This is a genomic window from Nonomuraea sp. NPDC005983 (assembly GCF_040614375.1).
Taxonomy (GTDB): Bacteria; Actinomycetota; Actinomycetes; order Streptosporangiales; family Streptosporangiaceae; genus Nonomuraea.
The window spans coordinates 17,129-33,689 of record NZ_JBEXUP010000097.1 but is presented as its reverse complement, the minus strand read 5'-3'; the positions used below and the strand labels follow the sequence as shown (position 1 = coordinate 33,689).

Here is a 16,561-nt window from a genome sequence, read left to right as displayed (position 1 = left end):
TCAGCTTTGTCATCGCCTCTCCGATCACCGGGATGCGCATCAGCCGCAGGTTCTGGTTGAGCTCGGTGTCGAGTGCCAACGGCGCCATGAGCACGGGCTCGCTGCGCGGCCTCCTGGAACCCCTGGTCACGGCGCGGCTGACGTTGCCCGGACGCCCCTGGTTCGACTGCGACACAATGGACGACCTGGAGGAGGCTCACATGAACGTGCTGAACGAGTGGACCGCGCTGGCCTGCAAGGAACTGGGTGTCGACCCGGCCAGGGTCGACCGCGACGTGATCCTGGAGCTCACCAAGGAGGTGGCGCACGGCGTGGCCAGACCGGCCGCCCCGCTGACCGCCTACCTGCTCGGGCTGGCCGAAGGGGCGGGCACCGCGCCGGAAGGGGCGGTGGACCGGCTCACGGTCCTGGCCAGGAACTGGGGCACGGCCACGGCGGAGACGCTGACCGACAGCTGACACTCGAACGAACTCGTCCTGTCAAGACCTGGGCGAAGCTGAAGATTTCCTGGCAATTCCATGCACAGCAGCTGGAAACCGCTTTCGGGAAAGCGGTCCTATCCAATGCGAGGCCGACGGCGGCCAAAATGATCATGAAGGGTGAGGGCGCCCCGGAAAAGGGCGACGCCGGGTGGTTACGGGGGCAAACCACCCGGCGTCGCTTCATCGGCGTTCCGACGGGGGCCCGGAACGCCGGCACCAGCACTCCGACGGGGGACCGGAGTGCGTGCCTAAAGCGTACACCTACAACCCATGGGATGCGTCAAGACTTAGTCACGACCCGATCTCGCGCCGGTGCATCGGTATCTCGCTTTGGTTAGCTTCAGGCGTGTGAAACACCGGGGGAGGGGCGCCCGCTTCCCTCTCATTGGCCCCGATTACCGCTATGTATGGCAAAAAAACGGCACCGGCGATGAACAGCATCCGGTACGGCCACGGAACGGGCACCACCACGGCCAGGATCAGGCAGATCGTGCGGATGCCCATCTTGATGAGGTAGCTGACCTCACGCCGCCGGATGTCGGCGGTGAGCGACGGCTTCGCGTCGGTGACCTGGTGGATGTCCGGCTTCTTGCGCCACCCCTTCATACCTTCAACGGTAGACCCAGGGTCCCGCGGTCGCGACGGCGCTCCCGGCCGATCGTGGAGGTCATGCGATCATGGCCTTCGAGTAAGGAGGATTCGGAGATGACGGATCGTACGTATCGGGTCACCGAGATAGTCGGAACGTCGGGGGAGAGCGTCGACGACGCCATCCGCAACGGGCTCCGGCGCGCCTCGCAGACGCTGCGGCACCTCGACTGGTTCGAGGTGACGGAGATCCGCGGCCACATGGACGCGGGAGAGGTCGCGCACATCCAGGTGGGCATGAAGGTCGGCTTCCGCCTGGAAGACGCCTGACGGCCCGCTGCAGCCGCTCACACGGCGCCGCGCGCCCGGGGTCGGGGGCCGGGCGCCTGAGGTCGCCCTGAGGCGCCGGCGCGTGGCCGACGCCCCAGGGCGCACCGTTCGCCGGCGCCCCGGCGGCTGTGCGCGAAGGGCCGGAGTCAGCTCGCCTGGCTGACCGTGGACATGTTGAAGTCCGGCACCCGGAGCGCGGGCATCACCGTGCGCTGGAAGTAGTCGCTCCACTCGCGCGGCAGGGTCCGCTCGCTCGCGCCGACCTCCGTCAGGCGGCCCAGCAGGTCGACCGGGCTCTCGTTGAAGCGGAAGTTGTTCACCTCGCCCACCACCTCGCCGTTCTCGACGAGGTACACACCGTCGCGCGTCAGCCCGGTGACCAGCAGCGTCTGCGGATCCACCTCGCGGATGTACCACAGGCAGGTGACCAGCAGGCCGCGCTCGGTGGAGGCGACCATCTCCTCCAGCGACCGCCCGCCCTCGGGCCCCCGCATGATCAGGTTGTCGATCGCCGGGGTCACGGGCAGCCCGCTCAGCTCCGCCGAGTACCGGGTCTGCAGCAGCGCCTGCAGGCGTCCGTCGGCGATCCAGTCGGTCTTCGCCAGCGGCAGGCCGTTGTCGAAGACCGAGCTCTCGCGGCTGGAGGCGTGCGCGACGACGAACGGCGACGCCTCGACGCCGGCCGCGCGAGGGTCGCTGGAGATCGTCACGGGCAGCGTGGCGAGCTGCTCGCCGACGCGGGTGCCGCCGCCCGGCTTGGCGAACACCGACCGGCCGTCGAGCGCGTCCCTGGCGCCCGCGGACCACAGCAGGTAGATCACCAGGTCGGCGACCGCGCTCGGCGGCAGCAGCGTCTCGTAGCGGCCCGCCGGAAGGTCCACCCGGGTCTTGGCCCACTCCAGCCGCTGGGCCAGGGAGGAGTCGAGCGCGGCGACGTCCACGTCGGTGAAGTCGCGGGTCGCCACACCCGTCCAGGCCGAGCGCTTGAGGTCGGCCGACTTGGCGTTGAGCTCCAGCCGCCCGGACGGTTGGTCGTGACGCAGCCGCAGCCCGGTCGAGGTGCCGAGGAAGGTCGAGGTCAGCGAGTGCTCGGCGAAGCCGTACAGCTTCCTGCCGCCCGCGTCGGCGGCGGCGAACGCCTCGCCGAGCGCGGGCGCGAAGCCCTCGAACACGCCGATGTCGGTGGGCGTGACCGGCTCGGCCCAGCCCGGGGACGCGGGCAGCCCGTCGAGCAGCGGCCTGGCGTCCTCGGCGGGCTGCGCCTCACGCGCCGCCCTGTCGGCCGCGGCCACCACGTCGGCGAGCTGGTCGGGCCTGACCGCGGCCCGGGAGACCACGCCCACCCCCTCGCCCGCGATCGAGATCACCGTGAGCTGCGCCGAACGGGCGACGCCGTTGGTGGTCAGCGTGTTGCCGGCGAAGCGCAGGTTGGCCGTGGACCCTTCGTCCGCGATCACCAAGCAGCCGTCGTTCTTGGAGAGCTCCAGGGCCCGCTCCACCATCTCCTGGGGAGAGGCCTGGGCCCGCAAGCCGCGCTCGTTCACTTCCCGCCCTCCTGCACGGTGTTGAGGATCCGGACGCCCCTGAACAGAGCCGAGGGGCAGCCGTGGCTGACCGGGGCGACCTGGCCAGGCTGGCCCTTGCCGCAGTTGAAGGCGCCGCCCAGCACGTACGTCTGCGGGCCGCCGACGGCCTCCATCGACCGCCAGAAGTCCGTCGTCGTCGCCTGGTAGGCGAAGTCGCGCACCTGCCCCGACAGCCGGCCGTCGACGATCCGGTACGCCCGCTGCCCGGTGAACTGGAAGTTGTACCGCTGCATGTCGATCGACCAGCTCTTGTCGCCGACGATGTAGAGGCCGCGCTCCACCCCGGAGATCAGCTCGTCGGTGGACGGCCCGCCGGGGGCGGGGGCGAGCGACACGTTGGCCATCCGCTGGATCGGCATGTGGCCGGGCGAGTCGGCGAACGCGCACCCGTTGGAGCGCCCGAACCCCTTCATCAGCGCCATCCGCCGGTCGAGCTGGTAGCCGACCAGCACGCCGTCCTTGACGATGTCGAAGCTCTGCCCCAGCACGCCCTCGTCGTCGTAGCCGATCGTCGCCAGCCCGTGCTCCACGGTGCGGTCGCCGGTCACGTTCATCACCGGCGACCCGTAGACCAGCTCGCCGAGCTGGTCGAAGGTGGCGAAGCTGGTGCCCGCGTAGGCCGCCTCGTAGCCGAGCGCCCGGTCCAGTTCGGTGGCGTGGCCGATCGACTCGTGGATCGTCAGCCACAGGTTCGACGGGTCGATCACCAGGTCGTGCTCGCCCGGCTCGACCGACGGCGCGGTCAGCTTCTCCGCGAGCAGCTCGGGCAGCTGGGCGAGCTCCGCCTTCCAGTCCCACCCGGTGCCCGTCAGGTACTCGTACCCGCGCCCGGCCGGCGGCGCCAGGGTCGACATGTCGTCGAACCCGGCCTCGCCCGCCTTCATCGCGTTGAGGCGCGGGAAGACGCGCACCCGCTGCTGCGTGGTGGTCGTGCCGGTCGTGTCGGCGTAGAACTTCTGCTCCTTGACCTGCAGCAGCCGCGCCGAGACGTGGTCGCAGCCCTTCAGCAGGGCGGCCGACCAGTCGGCGAGCAGGCCCACCTTCTCCGCCGACGGCACCTCGAACGGGTCGACGGCGTAGGACGACACCCAGACGGCCTCGGAGTGGACCGGCTCGGGTGCCAGCTCGATGGGCTCACGGTTGATGGGCGCGCTCACCTCGGCCACCCGCACCGCCTGCTCGGCCACCTTCACGGCGGCCTCAGGGGTCAGGTGGATGCCCGCGGCGAAGCCCCACGTGCCGCCCTTGACGACACGCACGGCGTAGCCGAGGTCGTCGGCGTCCATGGAGCCTTCGAGACGGGCGTCGTAGAGGCTGAGGGTCTCGGCTCTGACACGTTCCAGCCGGAAGTCGGCGTGCTCGGCACCCAGCTCGCGGGCGCGTTGCAGGGCGGCGTCCGCGAGTTGCCCGAGCGGCAGTTCTCGGAAATCGGGGTCGATCTGGCGCATGTCCACGATCCTAACCCCGCGATCTTGTGCCCCCCGGACAAGCGAATACCCGCCGGTAGGGGATAGCGTCAGATGCCATGGCACGCTCTGTACTCGTCACCGGGGGCAATCGCGGCATAGGCCTCGCGATCGCCCGTGAACTCGCCGCCGCGGGCGACTCCGTCGCGGTCACCTACCGATCGGGGGAGCCACCGGAGGGGCTCTTCGGCGTCCGGTGCGACGTGACCAGCATGGCCGACGTCGAGGCCGCCTTCGACAAGGTCGAGGCCGAGCAGGGCCCGGTCGAGGTGCTGGTCGCCAACGCGGGCATCACCAAGGACACCCTGCTGGCCATGATGAAGGAAGAGACCTTCACCGACGTCATCGACGCCAACCTCACCGGCGCCTACCGGGTCGCCAAGCGGGCGATCAGACCGATGATGAAGCTCAAGCGCGGCCGGATCATCCTGATCTCCTCGGTCATCGCCATGCTCGGCTCGGCCGGCCAGACCAACTACGCCGCCTCCAAGGCCGGCCTCATCGGCTTCGGCCGGTCGATGGCCCGCGAGTACGGCTCGCGCGGCATCACCGTCAACGTGGTCGCGCCCGGCTTCGTCGCCACCGACATGACGGCCGACCTCAACAACGAGGCCATCATCAAGAACATCCCGCTCGGGCGCCAGGCGTCGCCCGGCGAGATCGCGCGCGTCGTCCGCTTCCTGGCGAGCGACGACGCCTCCTACATCACCGGGGCCGTGATCCCGGTCGACGGCGGACTGGGAATGGGGCACTGACATGGGAATTCTCGAAGGCAAGCGGATCCTCGTGACGGGCGTGCTCACCGACGCCTCGATCGCCTTCTCCGTGGCCAAGCTGGCCCAGGAGGAGGGCGCCACGGTCGTGCTGACCGGGTTCGGCCGGCTCAGCCTGGTCGAGCGCATCGCCAAGCGGCTCCCGCAGCCGCCGCCGGTCATCGAGCTGGACGTGCAGAGCACCGAGCACCTCGACACGCTGGCCGCCAGGGTCGGCGAGCACGTCGACGGCCTCGACGGGGTCGTCCACTCCATCGGCTTCGCCCCGCAGAGCGCGCTGGGCGGCAACTTCCTCAACACCGCCTGGGAGGACGTCTCCACGGCCCTGCACGTGTCCACGTACTCGTTCAAGTCGCTGAGCGTGGCCTGCCTGCCGCTGATGAAGGAGGGCGGCTCGATCGTCGGCCTCGACTTCGACGCCTCCAAGGCGTGGCCCGTCTACGACTGGATGGGCGTGGCCAAGGCGGGCCTGGAGTCGGCCAACCGCTACCTGGCGCGCGACCTGGGCAAGCACAACATCCGCGTCAACCTGGTCGCGGCCGGCCCGCTGCGCACGATGGCGGCCAAGTCCATCCCGGGCTTCAAGGAGTTCGAGGACAGCTGGCCGGAGAAGGCGCCCCTCGGCTGGGATCTGTCCGACACCGTGCCCGCCGCCAAGGCGTGCGTGGCGCTGATGTCCGACTGGTTCCCCGCCACGACGGGTGAGATCGTCCACGTCGACGGCGGAGTGCACGCGATAGGGGCCTGATCAGGCCAGCCGGTGCCGCCCGTTGCCCGCCCTGCCCGGCTCGAACGGAATCGAGTCGGGCCGCCCGGTGTTCTGGCGCCGCTGCTGCACGATCCGCGTGGCCAGGATCGCCGAGGCCAGCAGCAGGATCGTCAGCGCGGTGCCCACCACGTCGGAGGCGGGCGGGCTGGGCCGCACCACGTGCTGGTCGCGTAGCGGCACGGTCAGCTCACGGGCCAGGGGGTTGGGCCACAGCAGGTCGAGGTGGGCGTCGTCGGTGTCGACCGTGGGCTCGTCGTCGTCCTTGACCGGCTCCCGCGTGGAGTCCATCTGGTAGGTCTCGGTCTGCGGGTGGGTGGGGGCGTGCGTCGGCTGGATGGTGGTGTCGCGGTTCTTCTTGCGCGCTTTCGCGCTGGGCGTGGCGATCGGCTTCTCGGCTGTGTCGGTCGTGTCGGTCGGCTGCGCGGGCGAGTGGGTGTCGACGGTGCCCCGCTCCTGGCACGCCAGCACCGGCAGGCAGACCTCGCCTAACGTCTCGGGCAGCAGCTCGGTGGTGCCGGGCGTCGGGCGCGTCTCCGACGAGGTGGTGGGCTTGGCGGTGGGCTTGGCGGTGGGCACGGCCTCGCCCACCCTGCCCAGCACGCTGTCGGTGGTGTCGTTCAGCCCCTTCGTCACGGGCTGGCCGACCTTGCCCGTCAGCTTGTCGACCGTGCCCGTGACCGTGCCGACCACGTCGCACAGCCCGTCGGTCACCGGCGAGAGCAGGCCGCCGCCGCGCGGGCAGTCGCGGGCCAGCGCGGGTGTGGGCAGCGCGAACACCGGGACGGCCGCCAGTGCCACCGCGAGGGCTCCAGCCGAGATCGCGGTCCTGCTCCCCATCAGTCTCCTCCCGCGTGCGCTTCCGGAGGAAATCTTTATGGACATCGCTCCCCGGACGCAGGCGTTTCCTGGCAAAGTTGCGATTTGGTATCGACTAGTGATACGCGAGACTGTCTCTCGTTTCCGCTCAGTCGATCGACGAAACGTCATCAAGAGCCTCGCGGATCTCTCTCGGCAGTACCACGTCCTCGGCCAGCAGCACGCCCTTGAGCTGCGTGTGCGTACGGGCCCCGACGATAGCCGACGCGACCCCCGGCTGGTCGCGCACCCACGACAGCGCCACGGCCAGGGGCGAGACCCCGAGGCCGTCGGCCGCGGTGGTCACGGACTCCACCACGCGGCGGCTGCGCTCGTCAAGGTAGGGACGGACGAAGTCGGCGAAATGGGGGGTGGCGGCGCGTGAGTCGGCCGGGATGCCGGTGCGGTACTTGCCGGTCAGCACCCCTCTGCCCAGCGGCGACCAGGCCAGCACGCCCGCCCCGACGTGGTGGGCGGCGGGCAGCAGCTCGCGCTCCGGCTCGCGGGCAAGCAGCGAGTACTCGGCCTGGGCCGAGATGATCGGGATCCGGCCGGGGCTCGCGCGCTGGGACACAGCTGCGGCGGCGAGCTGCCAGCCCGAGTAGTCGCACACGCCCGCGTAGACGGCGCGGCCCGAGGTGACGATCGCGTCGAGCGCCGCCAGGGTCTCCTCCAGCGGCACCTCCTCGTCGTAGGTGTGCAGCTGCCACAGGTCGACGTAGTCGAGGCCGAGCCGGTTCAGCGACTCGTCGACGGCGGCGATCAGGTGCCGCCTGGAGGCGTCGCGCGGCCTGCGGCCCGCGGGGGTCACCACGGCCTTGGTGGAGATCACCAGCTCCGAGCGCGGCACCGACTCGCGCAGCATCCGGCCGAGCAGGCGCTCGGCGTCGCCGGCTGTGTAGACGTCGGCCGTGTCGACGAGCGTGCCGCCGGCGTCGACGAAGCTGCGGAGCTGGGCCGCCGCCTCCTCAGCGTCGGTGTCACGCCCCCAGGTCATCGTGCCGAGCCCCACCCGGGACACCGACAGGCCGCTACGGCCCACATAGCGCTGCTGCATGGTCCCGCCAGATTACCGCCCGGGCGTGTGAAACGCCGTGATCCACGCCTGCGACACTTGCGGGGTGACGACGCTGCTTCTCGCCCGCCACGGGCTGACCGACCTGACGGGTCCGGTGCTGGCCGGCCGTACCCCCGGCGTCCATCTGAGCGAGGCGGGCAGGGCGCAGGCGGCCGCGCTGGCGGGGCGCCTGGCGGGGGTCCGGCTCGACGCGATCGTCTCCAGCCCGCTGGAGCGCTGCCAGGAGACCGCGCAGGCCGTCGCGGAGGGGCGCGGGGCCGAGGTGCAGACCGACGAGCGGTTCGTCGAGTGCGGGTACGGCGAGTGGACCGGGCGGCCGTTGAGGGAGCTGGCCGAGGAGCCGCTGTGGCGGGTGGTGCAGGCGCATCCGAGCGCGGCGGTCTTCCCCGGAGGCGAGTCGCTCGCCGACGTGCAGCACCGGGCGGTGGCCGCGGTCCGCGACTGGAACCGGCGCGTCGGGGAGAAGGGTGTCTACCTCGCCTGCAGTCACGGCGACGTGATCAAGGCGATCGTCGCCGACGCACTGGGGCTCCACCTCGATCATTTTCAACGGATTACCGCCGATCCGGCGGCCCTCACCGTCATTCGCTATGCCCCCTTGCGTCCCTTTATTCTCAAGATTAACGATATGGGGGAATTGCGGCTCCCCGAGGATTCGGAGGAGAAAGACGGGGGAGAAAACATCACCGGGAGCGATGCCGCCGTCGGCGGTGGACCCGGAACCACGTAAGGTCAGGCTATGCCGGTCTTCGACTACGACCCACCAGAGAGGTTCGTGGCCGGTGCCATGGGGCAACCGGGCGCACGAGCCTTCTTTCTGCAGGCCAGGGCCGAGGGCAGACTGACCACGGTGGCACTGGAGAAACTCCAGGTCGCGGCGCTCGCGGGCAGGCTCGACGAGCTGCTCGACGAGGTGCTGCGCCGCAGCGGGGGCACCGCGCAGGTGCCCGCCGTGGCGCCCGCCGACCTGGCCGACGACGCGCCTCTCGACGTGCCCCTCGCGGAGGACTTCCGGGTGGGCACGATGGCGCTGGCCTGGGACCCCGACACCTCCCAGGTAGTGATCGAAGCGCAAGAGATCATCGACGAGGACGATCTGGACGCACCTGAGCCCGCCATGCTGCGGGTGCGTATCAGCGCGGGGGCCGCTCGGGCGTTCACCCGGCGCGCGCTCCAGATCGTCGCCGCCGGACGGCCGCCGTGCCCCCTGTGCGGGCAGCCGCTCGACCCGGAAGGACACGTCTGCGTGCGCCTCAACGGATATCGCGGGGGTGAGGCGGCCACATGAGCGCCTCCGAGAGCGAGCCCGCTCTCATGCCGACCCACCCGTCCCCCATCCAAGACGAACGAGCGCTGAAGCTTCTCCGCGACGGGCACCTGGAGGTGGCGGGCCGTCTGATCGAGGCCACCAACATGACGCTGTACTGCTCGGTCTCGCTCAACGGGAGCACCGCCGCCTGCGTCTACAAGCCGGTACGCGGCGAGCGCCCGTTGTGGGACTTCCCCGACGGCACCCTGGCCGCGCGCGAGGTCGCCGCGTTCGAGGTCTCGCAGGCGACCGGCTGGCAGATCGTGCCGCCGACGGTCTACCGCGACGGCCCCTTCGGCCCCGGCATGTGCCAGCTGTGGATCGACACCGAGCGCGAGGTCGACCTGATGCGGCTGGTGCGCAGCCGCAACCCGCTGGTCCGCCGGATGGCGGTGTTCGACGCCGTGATCAACAACGCCGACCGCAAGGGCGGCCACCTGCTGCCCCTGCCGACGGGGCACGTCTACGGCGTCGACCACGGGGTCTGCTTCGCCGCCGAGGACAAACTGCGTACGGTGCTGTGGCAGTGGCGGGGCAAGCCGCTGGCCCGCGAGGCGGTCGGCGTGCTGGCCAAGCTCGACCGAGAGCTGGAGTCGGGCGCGCTCGGCCGCAGGCTGCGCGAACTGCTGACGCTCGCCGAGGTCGAGGCCACCTGGAAACGGGTCAGGCGACTGCTCGACACCGGGGTGCACCCGTACCCGTCGGAGGACTGGCCGGCCATCCCCTGGCCGCCTGTCTAAACCCGTTTACTACGCTTTGCGGCATGTGCACGCTGATCGTGAAGACCGGGCGGCCGCTCACGCTCATGGGCGTCCGCGACGAGCTCGCCGACCGGCCCTGGGAGGGGCCGGGGGAGCACTGGCCGGAGTACCCCGGCGTGCTGGGCGGGCGCGACCTCAAGGCGGGCGGCACCTGGCTGGCGGTCGCCCCGGACGCGCGCCGCGCCGCCGCGCTGCTGAACGGACGCGGCCGGGCCGCCCCCGAGACCACCAGGACCTCCCGCGGCGACCTGGCGCTGCGCGCCGTCTCCGCGGGGGAGCTGCCCGAGCTGGACCTGACCCGGTACGACCCCTTCCATCTGGTGCTCGCCGACCTGACCCGGGTGCGCCTGTTCAGCTGGGACGGCGAGCGCCTGAGCCTCGGCGAGCTGCCCGACGGCACCAGCATGGTCGTCAACACCGGCCTCGACCCGGCGAACGAGCGGGTGGCCGCCTTCCAGCCCCGCTTCGAGAGCACGGCCGACTGGGAGGAACTCATCACCGATCCGCCCTCGGACGACCCGGCAGCGCTGATCATCCGGCACGAGCTGCCCGACGGGCGCGTCTTCGCGTCCCTGTCGGTCATGCGCGTCACGCTCGCCCCCGAGGGTGTGACGTACGGATTCACCGACTTGACCGCTGATCGGGACAGATAGGCTCAAAGGCATGAGATCGTGGTCTGCCCCGAACGTTCCCAAGCTCCCCGGCAAGAGCGTCCCGCTGCGTCTCTACGACACCGCGTCCAAGCAGGTGAGGCAGACCGACCCGGGCCCCACGGCCCGGATGTACGTCTGCGGCATCACCCCTTACGACGCCACCCACCTCGGCCACGCCAACACCTACCTGGCCTTCGACCTGGTGGGCCGGGTCTGGCGCGACATGGGGCACGAGGTGCACTACACCCAGAACGCCACCGACGTCGACGACCCGCTGCTGGAGCGGGCACAGCAGACCGGTGTCGCCTGGCAGGACCTCGCCGAGCGGGAGATCCAGCTGTTCCGCACCGACATGGAGGCGCTGCGCGTCCTGCCGCCCCGCGAGTACGTCGGCGTCACCGAGGTCGTCGGCAGGGTCGCCGAGCTCATCGCCGGCCTGGCGGCCAAAGGGGTCACCTACATGCTCGACGGCGACGTGTACTTCAGCGTCGCCGACGCCCCCAAGTTCGGCCAGGTGTCCGGCTACGACGAGCAGCAGATGCTGGACCTGTTCGCCGAGCGCGGCGGCGACCCCGGCAGGCCCGGCAAGCGCGACCCGCTCGACTGGCTGCTGTGGCAGGCCGAGAGGCCGGGTGAGCCGGCGTGGGAATCACCGCTCGGCCGCGGACGTCCCGGCTGGCACATCGAGTGCACCGCGATCGCGCTCGACAACCTGGGCGCCGGGTTCGACGTGGCGGGCGGCGGCACGGACCTGATCTTCCCGCACCACGAGTGCGGGGCGTCCGAGGGGCACGCGGCCACCGGCGAGTGGCCGTTCGCCAAGTTCTACACGCACGCCGGCATGGTCGCGCTCGACGGCGAGAAGATGTCGAAGTCCAAGGGCAACCTGGTGTTCGTGTCCAAGCTGCGCCTCCAGCACGACCCGATGGCGATCAGGCTGGTGCTGCTGGCCCACCACTACCGCGAGGACTGGCAGTACACGCCCGGCCAGCTCGCCGAGGCCGAGGCCCGGCTGGCCCGCTGGCGCTCGGCCACCGGGCTCGGGTCCGGGCCGGACACGGAGGAGCTGCTGGCGGAGGTGCGGGAGCGGCTCGCCGACGACCTCGACACGCCGGGGGCGCTGGCGCTGATCGACGCGTGGGCCGAGCGGGCGTCGGCGGGCGACGGTTCCGACCCGTCGGCTCCGGGCCTGGTCCGCGACCTGGCCGACGCCCTCCTCGGCGTCGCGCTCTGACCCCCGCCTACCTTCCGAGCGTGGCCGGCGGGCGGGGCCTGCCGTTGATCACTCGGGCGTACACCGCCTCGGTCTGCTGAGCACCCGCGCGCGCTCGCCGCGCGGCGCGCCGCCCCCCGGCGGCGGGGGCGTGCCGGTCACCGAGGGGGAGCGGCCCGCACGTCCACGCCCTGGCCTGCGCGTGCTGGCCTGCACGTGCTGGCCTGCGCGGGGCTTCCACGGGGACGACGGCGCACGTGCCACGGTCGGCTCTCGCGTGCGACCTCTTCCTGCCTGCTGCTAGGCCGGGCTCCTCGTCCACGTCGGCGCCCGGCAACTGCCCCGGATCGTGGCCGTTATCCGGCAACCGCCTGTGACCAGCGGCTTTCCCGTCATCGCCGGGCGCCGATCCGAGGAGTCTCGTCGACCTCCTCCCCGTGAGCCGGAGAGCCGCTACGGAGCAGGGCGCCCCTCAACCGAGATAAGTGCGCAAAATGGGTAAATATCCTGAACTAGCCCGCGATCTGTCACGCTAAGTAGTTGTTTGTGCGATAGGGCCCCGGGTAGCTGCTGGGCACGTGACGGAGGTGAGAGGTGTTCGAACAACGACGTCCCGGCGCCGTGCTCTTCGATCGGGACGGAACCCTGATCAAGGACGTCCCGTACAACGGCGACCCCGACCGCGTGGAGCCCATGCCCGGAGCCAGGGAGGCGCTCGGCAGGCTGCGCCGGGCCGACGTCCCGGTGGCGGTCGTCACCAACCAGTCGGGCGTGGCCAAGGGCCTGCTCACGGCCGACGAGATGGACCAGGTCAACGCCAAGGTCGAGGAGCTGCTCGGCCCGTTCGACGCCTGGGCGATCTGCGTCCACGACGACGATGACGGCTGCACCTGCCGCAAACCCGCGCCAGGGCTGGTGATCAGGGCGGCGGCCGTGCTGGACGTCAGCCCCCGCGACTGCGTCGTGGTCGGCGACATCGGCAGGGACATGGAGGCCGCCAGGGCCGCCGGAGCCCGCGGCATCCTGGTGCCGACGCCCCAGACGCTGCGGGAGGAGATCCAGCAGGCCGTCGAGGTGGCCGAGGACCTCGCCGACGTGGTGGACCGGGTGCTGAGCGGGGCCGAGGTGGCGCGACCGGTCGTGGCGGCCGTTCCCGCGCCGTGGTCCCGAGGCTGGAACCGCTGGTGAGGATCGCCGAGGGCGTGCCGCGCCCCCTCCTCGCCGGCCTGCCGGAAGCGAAATGTCCCGATGTGTGACCAGGTACGGAGTGGGTAGGGGCGCCAGGCATGATGATGCTCGACTGGTCGCGCAGAGCCGCATGTCTCGGCATGGACCCGGAGCTGTTCTTCCCGATCTCGCTGGAAGGGCCGGGCCGGTCGCAGGTCGAGCGCGCCAAGGCGATATGTGGCGGCTGCCCGGTGCGGCAGCCCTGTCTGGACTACGCCCTCAGGACCCGCCAGTTCGACGGCATCTGGGGCGGCACCGATCCCGATCAGCGCCGGGAACTCATGGTGAAGGCAGCGCCTCGGCGAGAAACCGTTCCCGCTCGTGCGCGTCCAGGTGATCACTGAAGAGCACCCCGTCGAGATGGTCGGCCTCGTGCTGGAGCACGCGGGCCAGCGTGCCGAGCGCCCGCACCGTCACGGGCTTGCCGAACATGTCGCGGCCACGCGCTGTGACCATGTAGGAACGTTCCAGTGGCCACCACACCCCCGGAGCCGACAGACAGGCCTCGTCGGCCGTGATGCGCCGCTCCGACAGCTCCAGCCTGGGGTTGACCAGGTGCCCGGATCTGCCGTCGTAGGAGTAGACGAGCACGCGCAGCGACACCCCGATCTGCGGGGCGGCGAGCCCGGCCCTGCCGGTGCCGGCTCGCAGCGTCGTGGTGAGGGACTTGACCAGTTGCCGGAGTTCCCGGTCGAAGTCGTGTACCGGCTCCGCCACCGAGCGGAGCACCGGATCGTCGAACACACGGATGGGCCGCACCTTCACGAGCAACTCCCCGATAGGTCACTCCGTCACGCAGAAGGTTCCCGGCTGCGCGGAGATCAACCGCGGGGGCTCTGCCTTGTAGCACAGCGGTAACAGAAGGGACCCAGGGGCGAAACCACCCGAAAGCAGTATCGATGGCGTGATCTCACTCGCGGCTCACCTGCCTGTGATGCCTGGCCGGATGCTCGGGGCCCGGTCAGGGGCCCTGTCATCGGCCCCGGCACGGCCGCCACACGACGGACACGTGGAGGTGCACCAGTGAGCGCGCTCCCCATCGAGGACGCCCGGGACGCCCAGGACGCCATCGACGTCCAGGCCGCCGCGCTGGAGACCGCGCCGGACGCGCTGTCCGGCTTCACCATCGGCGTCACCGCCACCCGGCGGCGCGAGGAGTTCGGCGCGCTGCTCGAACGGCGCGGCGCGCGGGTGGTGAGCGCGCCGGCGATCAGGCTGGTGCCGCTCGAGGAGGACGGCGACCTGCTCGCCGCCACCCGGCTCAGCCTCGCCGGGCCGGTCGACGACGTCGTGGTCACCACGGGCGTCGGCTTCCGCGGCTGGATGACGGCCGCGGAGGGCTGGGGGCTGTGCGGCGACCTCGCCGCCCACCTGGCAGGGGCGCGCGTCCTGACCCGCGGCCCCAAGGCCAGGGGAGCGGTGCGCGCCGCCGGCCTCGACGAGCACTGGACGGCCGACTCGGCCTCCTGCGCGGAGATCCAGCAGTACCTGCTGTCGCAGGACCTGTCCGGACGCCGCATCGCGGTGCAGCAGCACGGCGAGCCGATGACCGAGTTCGTCGCCGGCCTGCGCGAGGCGGGGGCGGAGGTGATCGAGATCCCGGTCTACCGGTGGCTGCCGTACCGCGACACCTCGCCACTGCGCCGCCTCATCAGCCAGACCCTCTCCGGCGCCGTTGACGCCGTCGCCTTCACCAGCGCACCTGCCGTGCACGCCATGCTGGGCGCCGCCCGCGCGGAGAGCCTGGAGGAGCCGCTGCTCGCCGCGTTCGGCGGCCAGGTCGTCGCAGCCTGCGTCGGCCCGGTGACGGCGGAGCCGCTGGCGGCGCGCGGCGTCCCGACGATCCAGCCGGAGCGACCGCGGCTCGGCGCGCTCGCCAGGGTGCTGGCCAGGCACCTTCCCGAGCACAGCGTCACCAGGCTGACGGCGGGCGGCCATCGCCTGGAGATCCGTGGCCACGCGGTGGTGGTCAACGGTGAGCTGAAACCCCTTCCGCCGGCCCCGATGGCCGTGCTCAAGCGCCTGGCGGACAAGCCCGGCCACGTGGTGTCGCGCTCGGACCTGCGCATCGTCCTGCCGGGCAGCCCTTCGCGGGACTCGGCGGAGCACGCGGTGGAGATGGCGATCACCCGCCTGCGCCGCGCCCTCGGCCCCAGCGGCATCGTGGAGACGGTGGTCAAACGCGGCTACCGGCTGGCCTGCCTTCACGAGGCGACCCTGTGACCCGCCACCTCCCCCTTGACCAGCACGAAGGGGCTCGCTCGCCCGATGCCCCGACCGATGCGGCCCGCCTGTTCGACGGGGCTCGTCTGTCGGGTCCCGCGGCTGATACGGCCCGCCTGTCCGGTGGTACGGCTGATGCGGCGCGTCTGCCCGGCGGGGGCCGTCTGGTCGGCGGCGCGCGTCTGACCGGCCCCACGCCCGGTGTGGCCGGGCCGACGGGGCGAGCTCGGATTCCTGGAACTGAGCAGCCCCCTCCTGGCGGACCTGCTGTGCACGGTCGAGGGCCCGGCGGTGGTCGTGCCGCTGTTGCTGGCAGGCGGCTACCACGCCTACGCTGCGCTCTACCGACGCGGTCGTGCTGGCGGCGGCGGGAGCCGACCTGCTCAGCCCGCCGCTGGGCCCGGACCCGTACCTGGCGGCCCTGGTCTGGTCGCGCTTCGACGAGGCGCTGGCGGCTGTCGCCCGCCCCACGGGCAGAGCCGCGGCCGCGCCTGGGAATGAGGGCCGGGTCAGTGAAGGCCGGGCGCGCTCAGTGAGGGCTGGGCGCGGTCAGTTGGGGCGGGTCGCGGGTTCCAGGCGGAGTTCGCGGACGATCTGTGCGGCGCCCGCCTCACGGGTCGGCCCGGCGCCCGCGCCGACGAACAGCTCGATGTAGGCGTGGTGGAAGCAGCCCGCCAGCAGCAGGCGGGCGCTCGCCTCCGGGTCGACGTCGGGCGCGATCCGGCCGAGGCGCCGCTCGGCCTCCAGGTACGCCGCCAGCGGCGTGACCTCCGCCGTGGGGCCGAGGCCGCTGTCGCGGACGGCCTGGCGGAAGCGGACCGTGACGTCCGGCGAGGTGAACGCCGGCAGCGCGGCCGACTGCACCTCCAGGTAGTAGTCGATGCCCGCCTGGGTGACCGGCAGCAGGTTGGCGCAGACCCGCCCCTTGCCCGCGTGGTCGGACAGGCCGTGCAGGATGCTCAGCCAGAGCGGGAGCCGGTCCTGCAGCAGGGCGATGTAGTGATTCACCGCTCCGCCGCCCCGATCCTCCCGGAGGGCTGGAGCCATCTCCAGGACGCGTCGCCTGGTGTCCTGACTTCTCTGGTACGGGTCGACATGGGAAGTCGCCATGGTTGGCCTTACGTGCGCGGTCACAGGGGCAGGGTCGACACGGCATCGCGGCGGTCCGTCGGTCACGGAGTCGTCACGGAAATATGTACGAGTTCCGATTATTACCCAGAATCTCGGAGAAATGCCGCTACTAACTCC

19 protein-coding genes are annotated in these 16,561 nt (G+C 71.4%); 12 read left to right on the top strand and 7 right to left on the bottom strand.

Going from position 1 to position 16,561, the window contains the following annotated elements:
- Window positions 1–458 (top strand): DUF6457 domain-containing protein (locus tag ABZ297_RS32750; protein ID WP_355354285.1); only part of this gene is annotated, 458 nt, incomplete at its 5' end.
- A 315-nt stretch (window positions 459–773) separates the two neighbouring features.
- On the opposite strand, the gene ABZ297_RS32745 is transcribed toward ABZ297_RS32750, so the two are convergent.
- The gene (locus tag ABZ297_RS32745) at window positions 774–1,088 is read right to left on the bottom strand and encodes a DUF3099 domain-containing protein (protein ID WP_355354282.1); all 315 of its coding nucleotides are present in this window, start codon (window positions 1,086–1,088) and stop codon (window positions 774–776) included.
- 99 nt (window positions 1,089–1,187) lie between these two features.
- Between ABZ297_RS32745 and ABZ297_RS32740 the strand changes: the two genes are divergently transcribed.
- Window positions 1,188–1,400 (top strand): dodecin, encoded by a 213-nt coding sequence (locus ABZ297_RS32740; protein ID WP_355354279.1) that lies wholly within the window; start codon window positions 1,188–1,190, stop codon window positions 1,398–1,400.
- 146 nt (window positions 1,401–1,546) lie between these two features.
- Here ABZ297_RS32740 and ABZ297_RS32735 read toward each other — a convergent pair whose 3' ends face one another.
- Both ABZ297_RS32735 and ABZ297_RS32730 read right to left on the bottom strand, forming a co-directional pair.
- Window positions 1,547–2,902: a metallopeptidase TldD-related protein gene (locus tag ABZ297_RS32735; protein WP_355354291.1), complete on the bottom strand. Its 1,356-nt coding sequence runs from the start codon at window positions 2,900–2,902 to the stop codon at window positions 1,547–1,549.
- 38 nt (window positions 2,903–2,940) lie between these two features.
- On the bottom strand, window positions 2,941–4,434 hold the full coding sequence (locus ABZ297_RS32730; protein WP_355354276.1) for a TldD/PmbA family protein: 1,494 nt from the start codon (window positions 4,432–4,434) through the stop codon (window positions 2,941–2,943).
- A 77-nt stretch (window positions 4,435–4,511) separates the two neighbouring features.
- Here ABZ297_RS32730 and fabG point away from each other — a divergent pair, with 77 nt between their 5' ends.
- Together fabG and fabI are read left to right on the top strand one after the other, a co-directional pair.
- On the top strand, window positions 4,512–5,207 hold the full coding sequence (gene fabG, locus ABZ297_RS32725; protein ID WP_355354273.1) for a 3-oxoacyl-ACP reductase FabG: 696 nt from the start codon (window positions 4,512–4,514) through the stop codon (window positions 5,205–5,207).
- 1 nt (window position 5,208) lies between these two features.
- The gene (gene fabI / locus ABZ297_RS32720) at window positions 5,209–5,973 is read left to right on the top strand and encodes an enoyl-ACP reductase FabI (RefSeq protein WP_355354271.1); all 765 of its coding nucleotides are present in this window, start codon (window positions 5,209–5,211) and stop codon (window positions 5,971–5,973) included.
- Here fabI and ABZ297_RS32715 read toward each other — a convergent pair whose 3' ends face one another.
- Together ABZ297_RS32715 and ABZ297_RS32710 are read right to left on the bottom strand one after the other, a co-directional pair.
- Window positions 5,974–6,831 carry a hypothetical protein gene (locus ABZ297_RS32715; RefSeq protein ID WP_355354268.1) on the bottom strand — a complete coding sequence of 286 codons (858 nt, stop codon included), beginning with the start codon at window positions 6,829–6,831 and terminating at the stop codon, window positions 5,974–5,976. It lies immediately after the preceding gene.
- Window positions 6,832–6,958: 127 nt separating this feature from the next.
- A complete protein-coding gene (locus ABZ297_RS32710) occupies window positions 6,959–7,906 on the bottom strand; it encodes an aldo/keto reductase (protein WP_355354265.1) in 948 nt (315 codons plus the stop codon).
- A 64-nt stretch (window positions 7,907–7,970) separates the two neighbouring features.
- Here ABZ297_RS32710 and ABZ297_RS32705 point away from each other — a divergent pair, with 64 nt between their 5' ends.
- From ABZ297_RS32705 to ABZ297_RS32675, 7 genes are all read left to right on the top strand, one after another.
- Window positions 7,971–8,657, top strand: a complete 687-nt coding sequence (locus ABZ297_RS32705) for an MSMEG_4193 family putative phosphomutase (protein ID WP_355354262.1) — start codon at window positions 7,971–7,973, stop codon at window positions 8,655–8,657.
- 9 nt (window positions 8,658–8,666) lie between these two features.
- Window positions 8,667–9,215 carry a DUF3090 domain-containing protein gene (locus ABZ297_RS32700; protein ID WP_355354259.1) on the top strand — a complete coding sequence of 183 codons (549 nt, stop codon included), beginning with the start codon at window positions 8,667–8,669 and terminating at the stop codon, window positions 9,213–9,215.
- Entirely contained in the window at window positions 9,212–9,976 is a 765-nt protein-coding gene (locus ABZ297_RS32695) for an SCO1664 family protein (RefSeq protein WP_355354256.1), read from the top strand. The genes ABZ297_RS32700 and ABZ297_RS32695 overlap by 4 nt, the downstream gene beginning before the upstream one ends.
- A gap of 23 nt (window positions 9,977–9,999) precedes the next feature.
- The gene (locus ABZ297_RS32690; protein ID WP_355354253.1) at window positions 10,000–10,650 is read left to right on the top strand and encodes an NRDE family protein; all 651 of its coding nucleotides are present in this window, start codon (window positions 10,000–10,002) and stop codon (window positions 10,648–10,650) included.
- Between the two features lie 10 nt (window positions 10,651–10,660).
- Window positions 10,661–11,884, top strand: coding sequence for a cysteine--1-D-myo-inosityl 2-amino-2-deoxy-alpha-D-glucopyranoside ligase (gene mshC / locus ABZ297_RS32685; RefSeq protein ID WP_355354250.1), 1,224 nt, complete (start codon window positions 10,661–10,663; stop codon window positions 11,882–11,884).
- Between the two features lie 573 nt (window positions 11,885–12,457).
- Window positions 12,458–13,051: an HAD-IIIA family hydrolase gene (locus tag ABZ297_RS32680; RefSeq protein ID WP_355354247.1), complete on the top strand. Its 594-nt coding sequence runs from the start codon at window positions 12,458–12,460 to the stop codon at window positions 13,049–13,051.
- A gap of 98 nt (window positions 13,052–13,149) precedes the next feature.
- A complete protein-coding gene (locus ABZ297_RS32675; protein WP_355354244.1) occupies window positions 13,150–13,434 on the top strand; it encodes a WhiB family transcriptional regulator in 285 nt (94 codons plus the stop codon).
- Here ABZ297_RS32675 and def read toward each other — a convergent pair.
- Complete coding sequence (gene def, locus ABZ297_RS32670; protein WP_355354241.1) at window positions 13,370–13,855, bottom strand: peptide deformylase; 486 nt, start codon at window positions 13,853–13,855, stop codon at window positions 13,370–13,372. The genes ABZ297_RS32675 and def overlap by 65 nt on opposite strands.
- Window positions 13,856–14,113: 258 nt before the next feature.
- Here def and ABZ297_RS32665 point away from each other — a divergent pair, with 258 nt between their 5' ends.
- On the top strand, window positions 14,114–15,313 hold the full coding sequence (locus ABZ297_RS32665; RefSeq protein ID WP_355354238.1) for a uroporphyrinogen-III synthase: 1,200 nt from the start codon (window positions 14,114–14,116) through the stop codon (window positions 15,311–15,313).
- Window positions 15,314–15,862: 549 nt separating this feature from the next.
- Here ABZ297_RS32665 and ABZ297_RS32660 read toward each other — a convergent pair.
- A complete protein-coding gene (locus ABZ297_RS32660; protein ID WP_355354235.1) occupies window positions 15,863–16,321 on the bottom strand; it encodes a hypothetical protein in 459 nt (152 codons plus the stop codon).
- Window positions 16,322–16,561 lie beyond the last annotated feature (240 nt).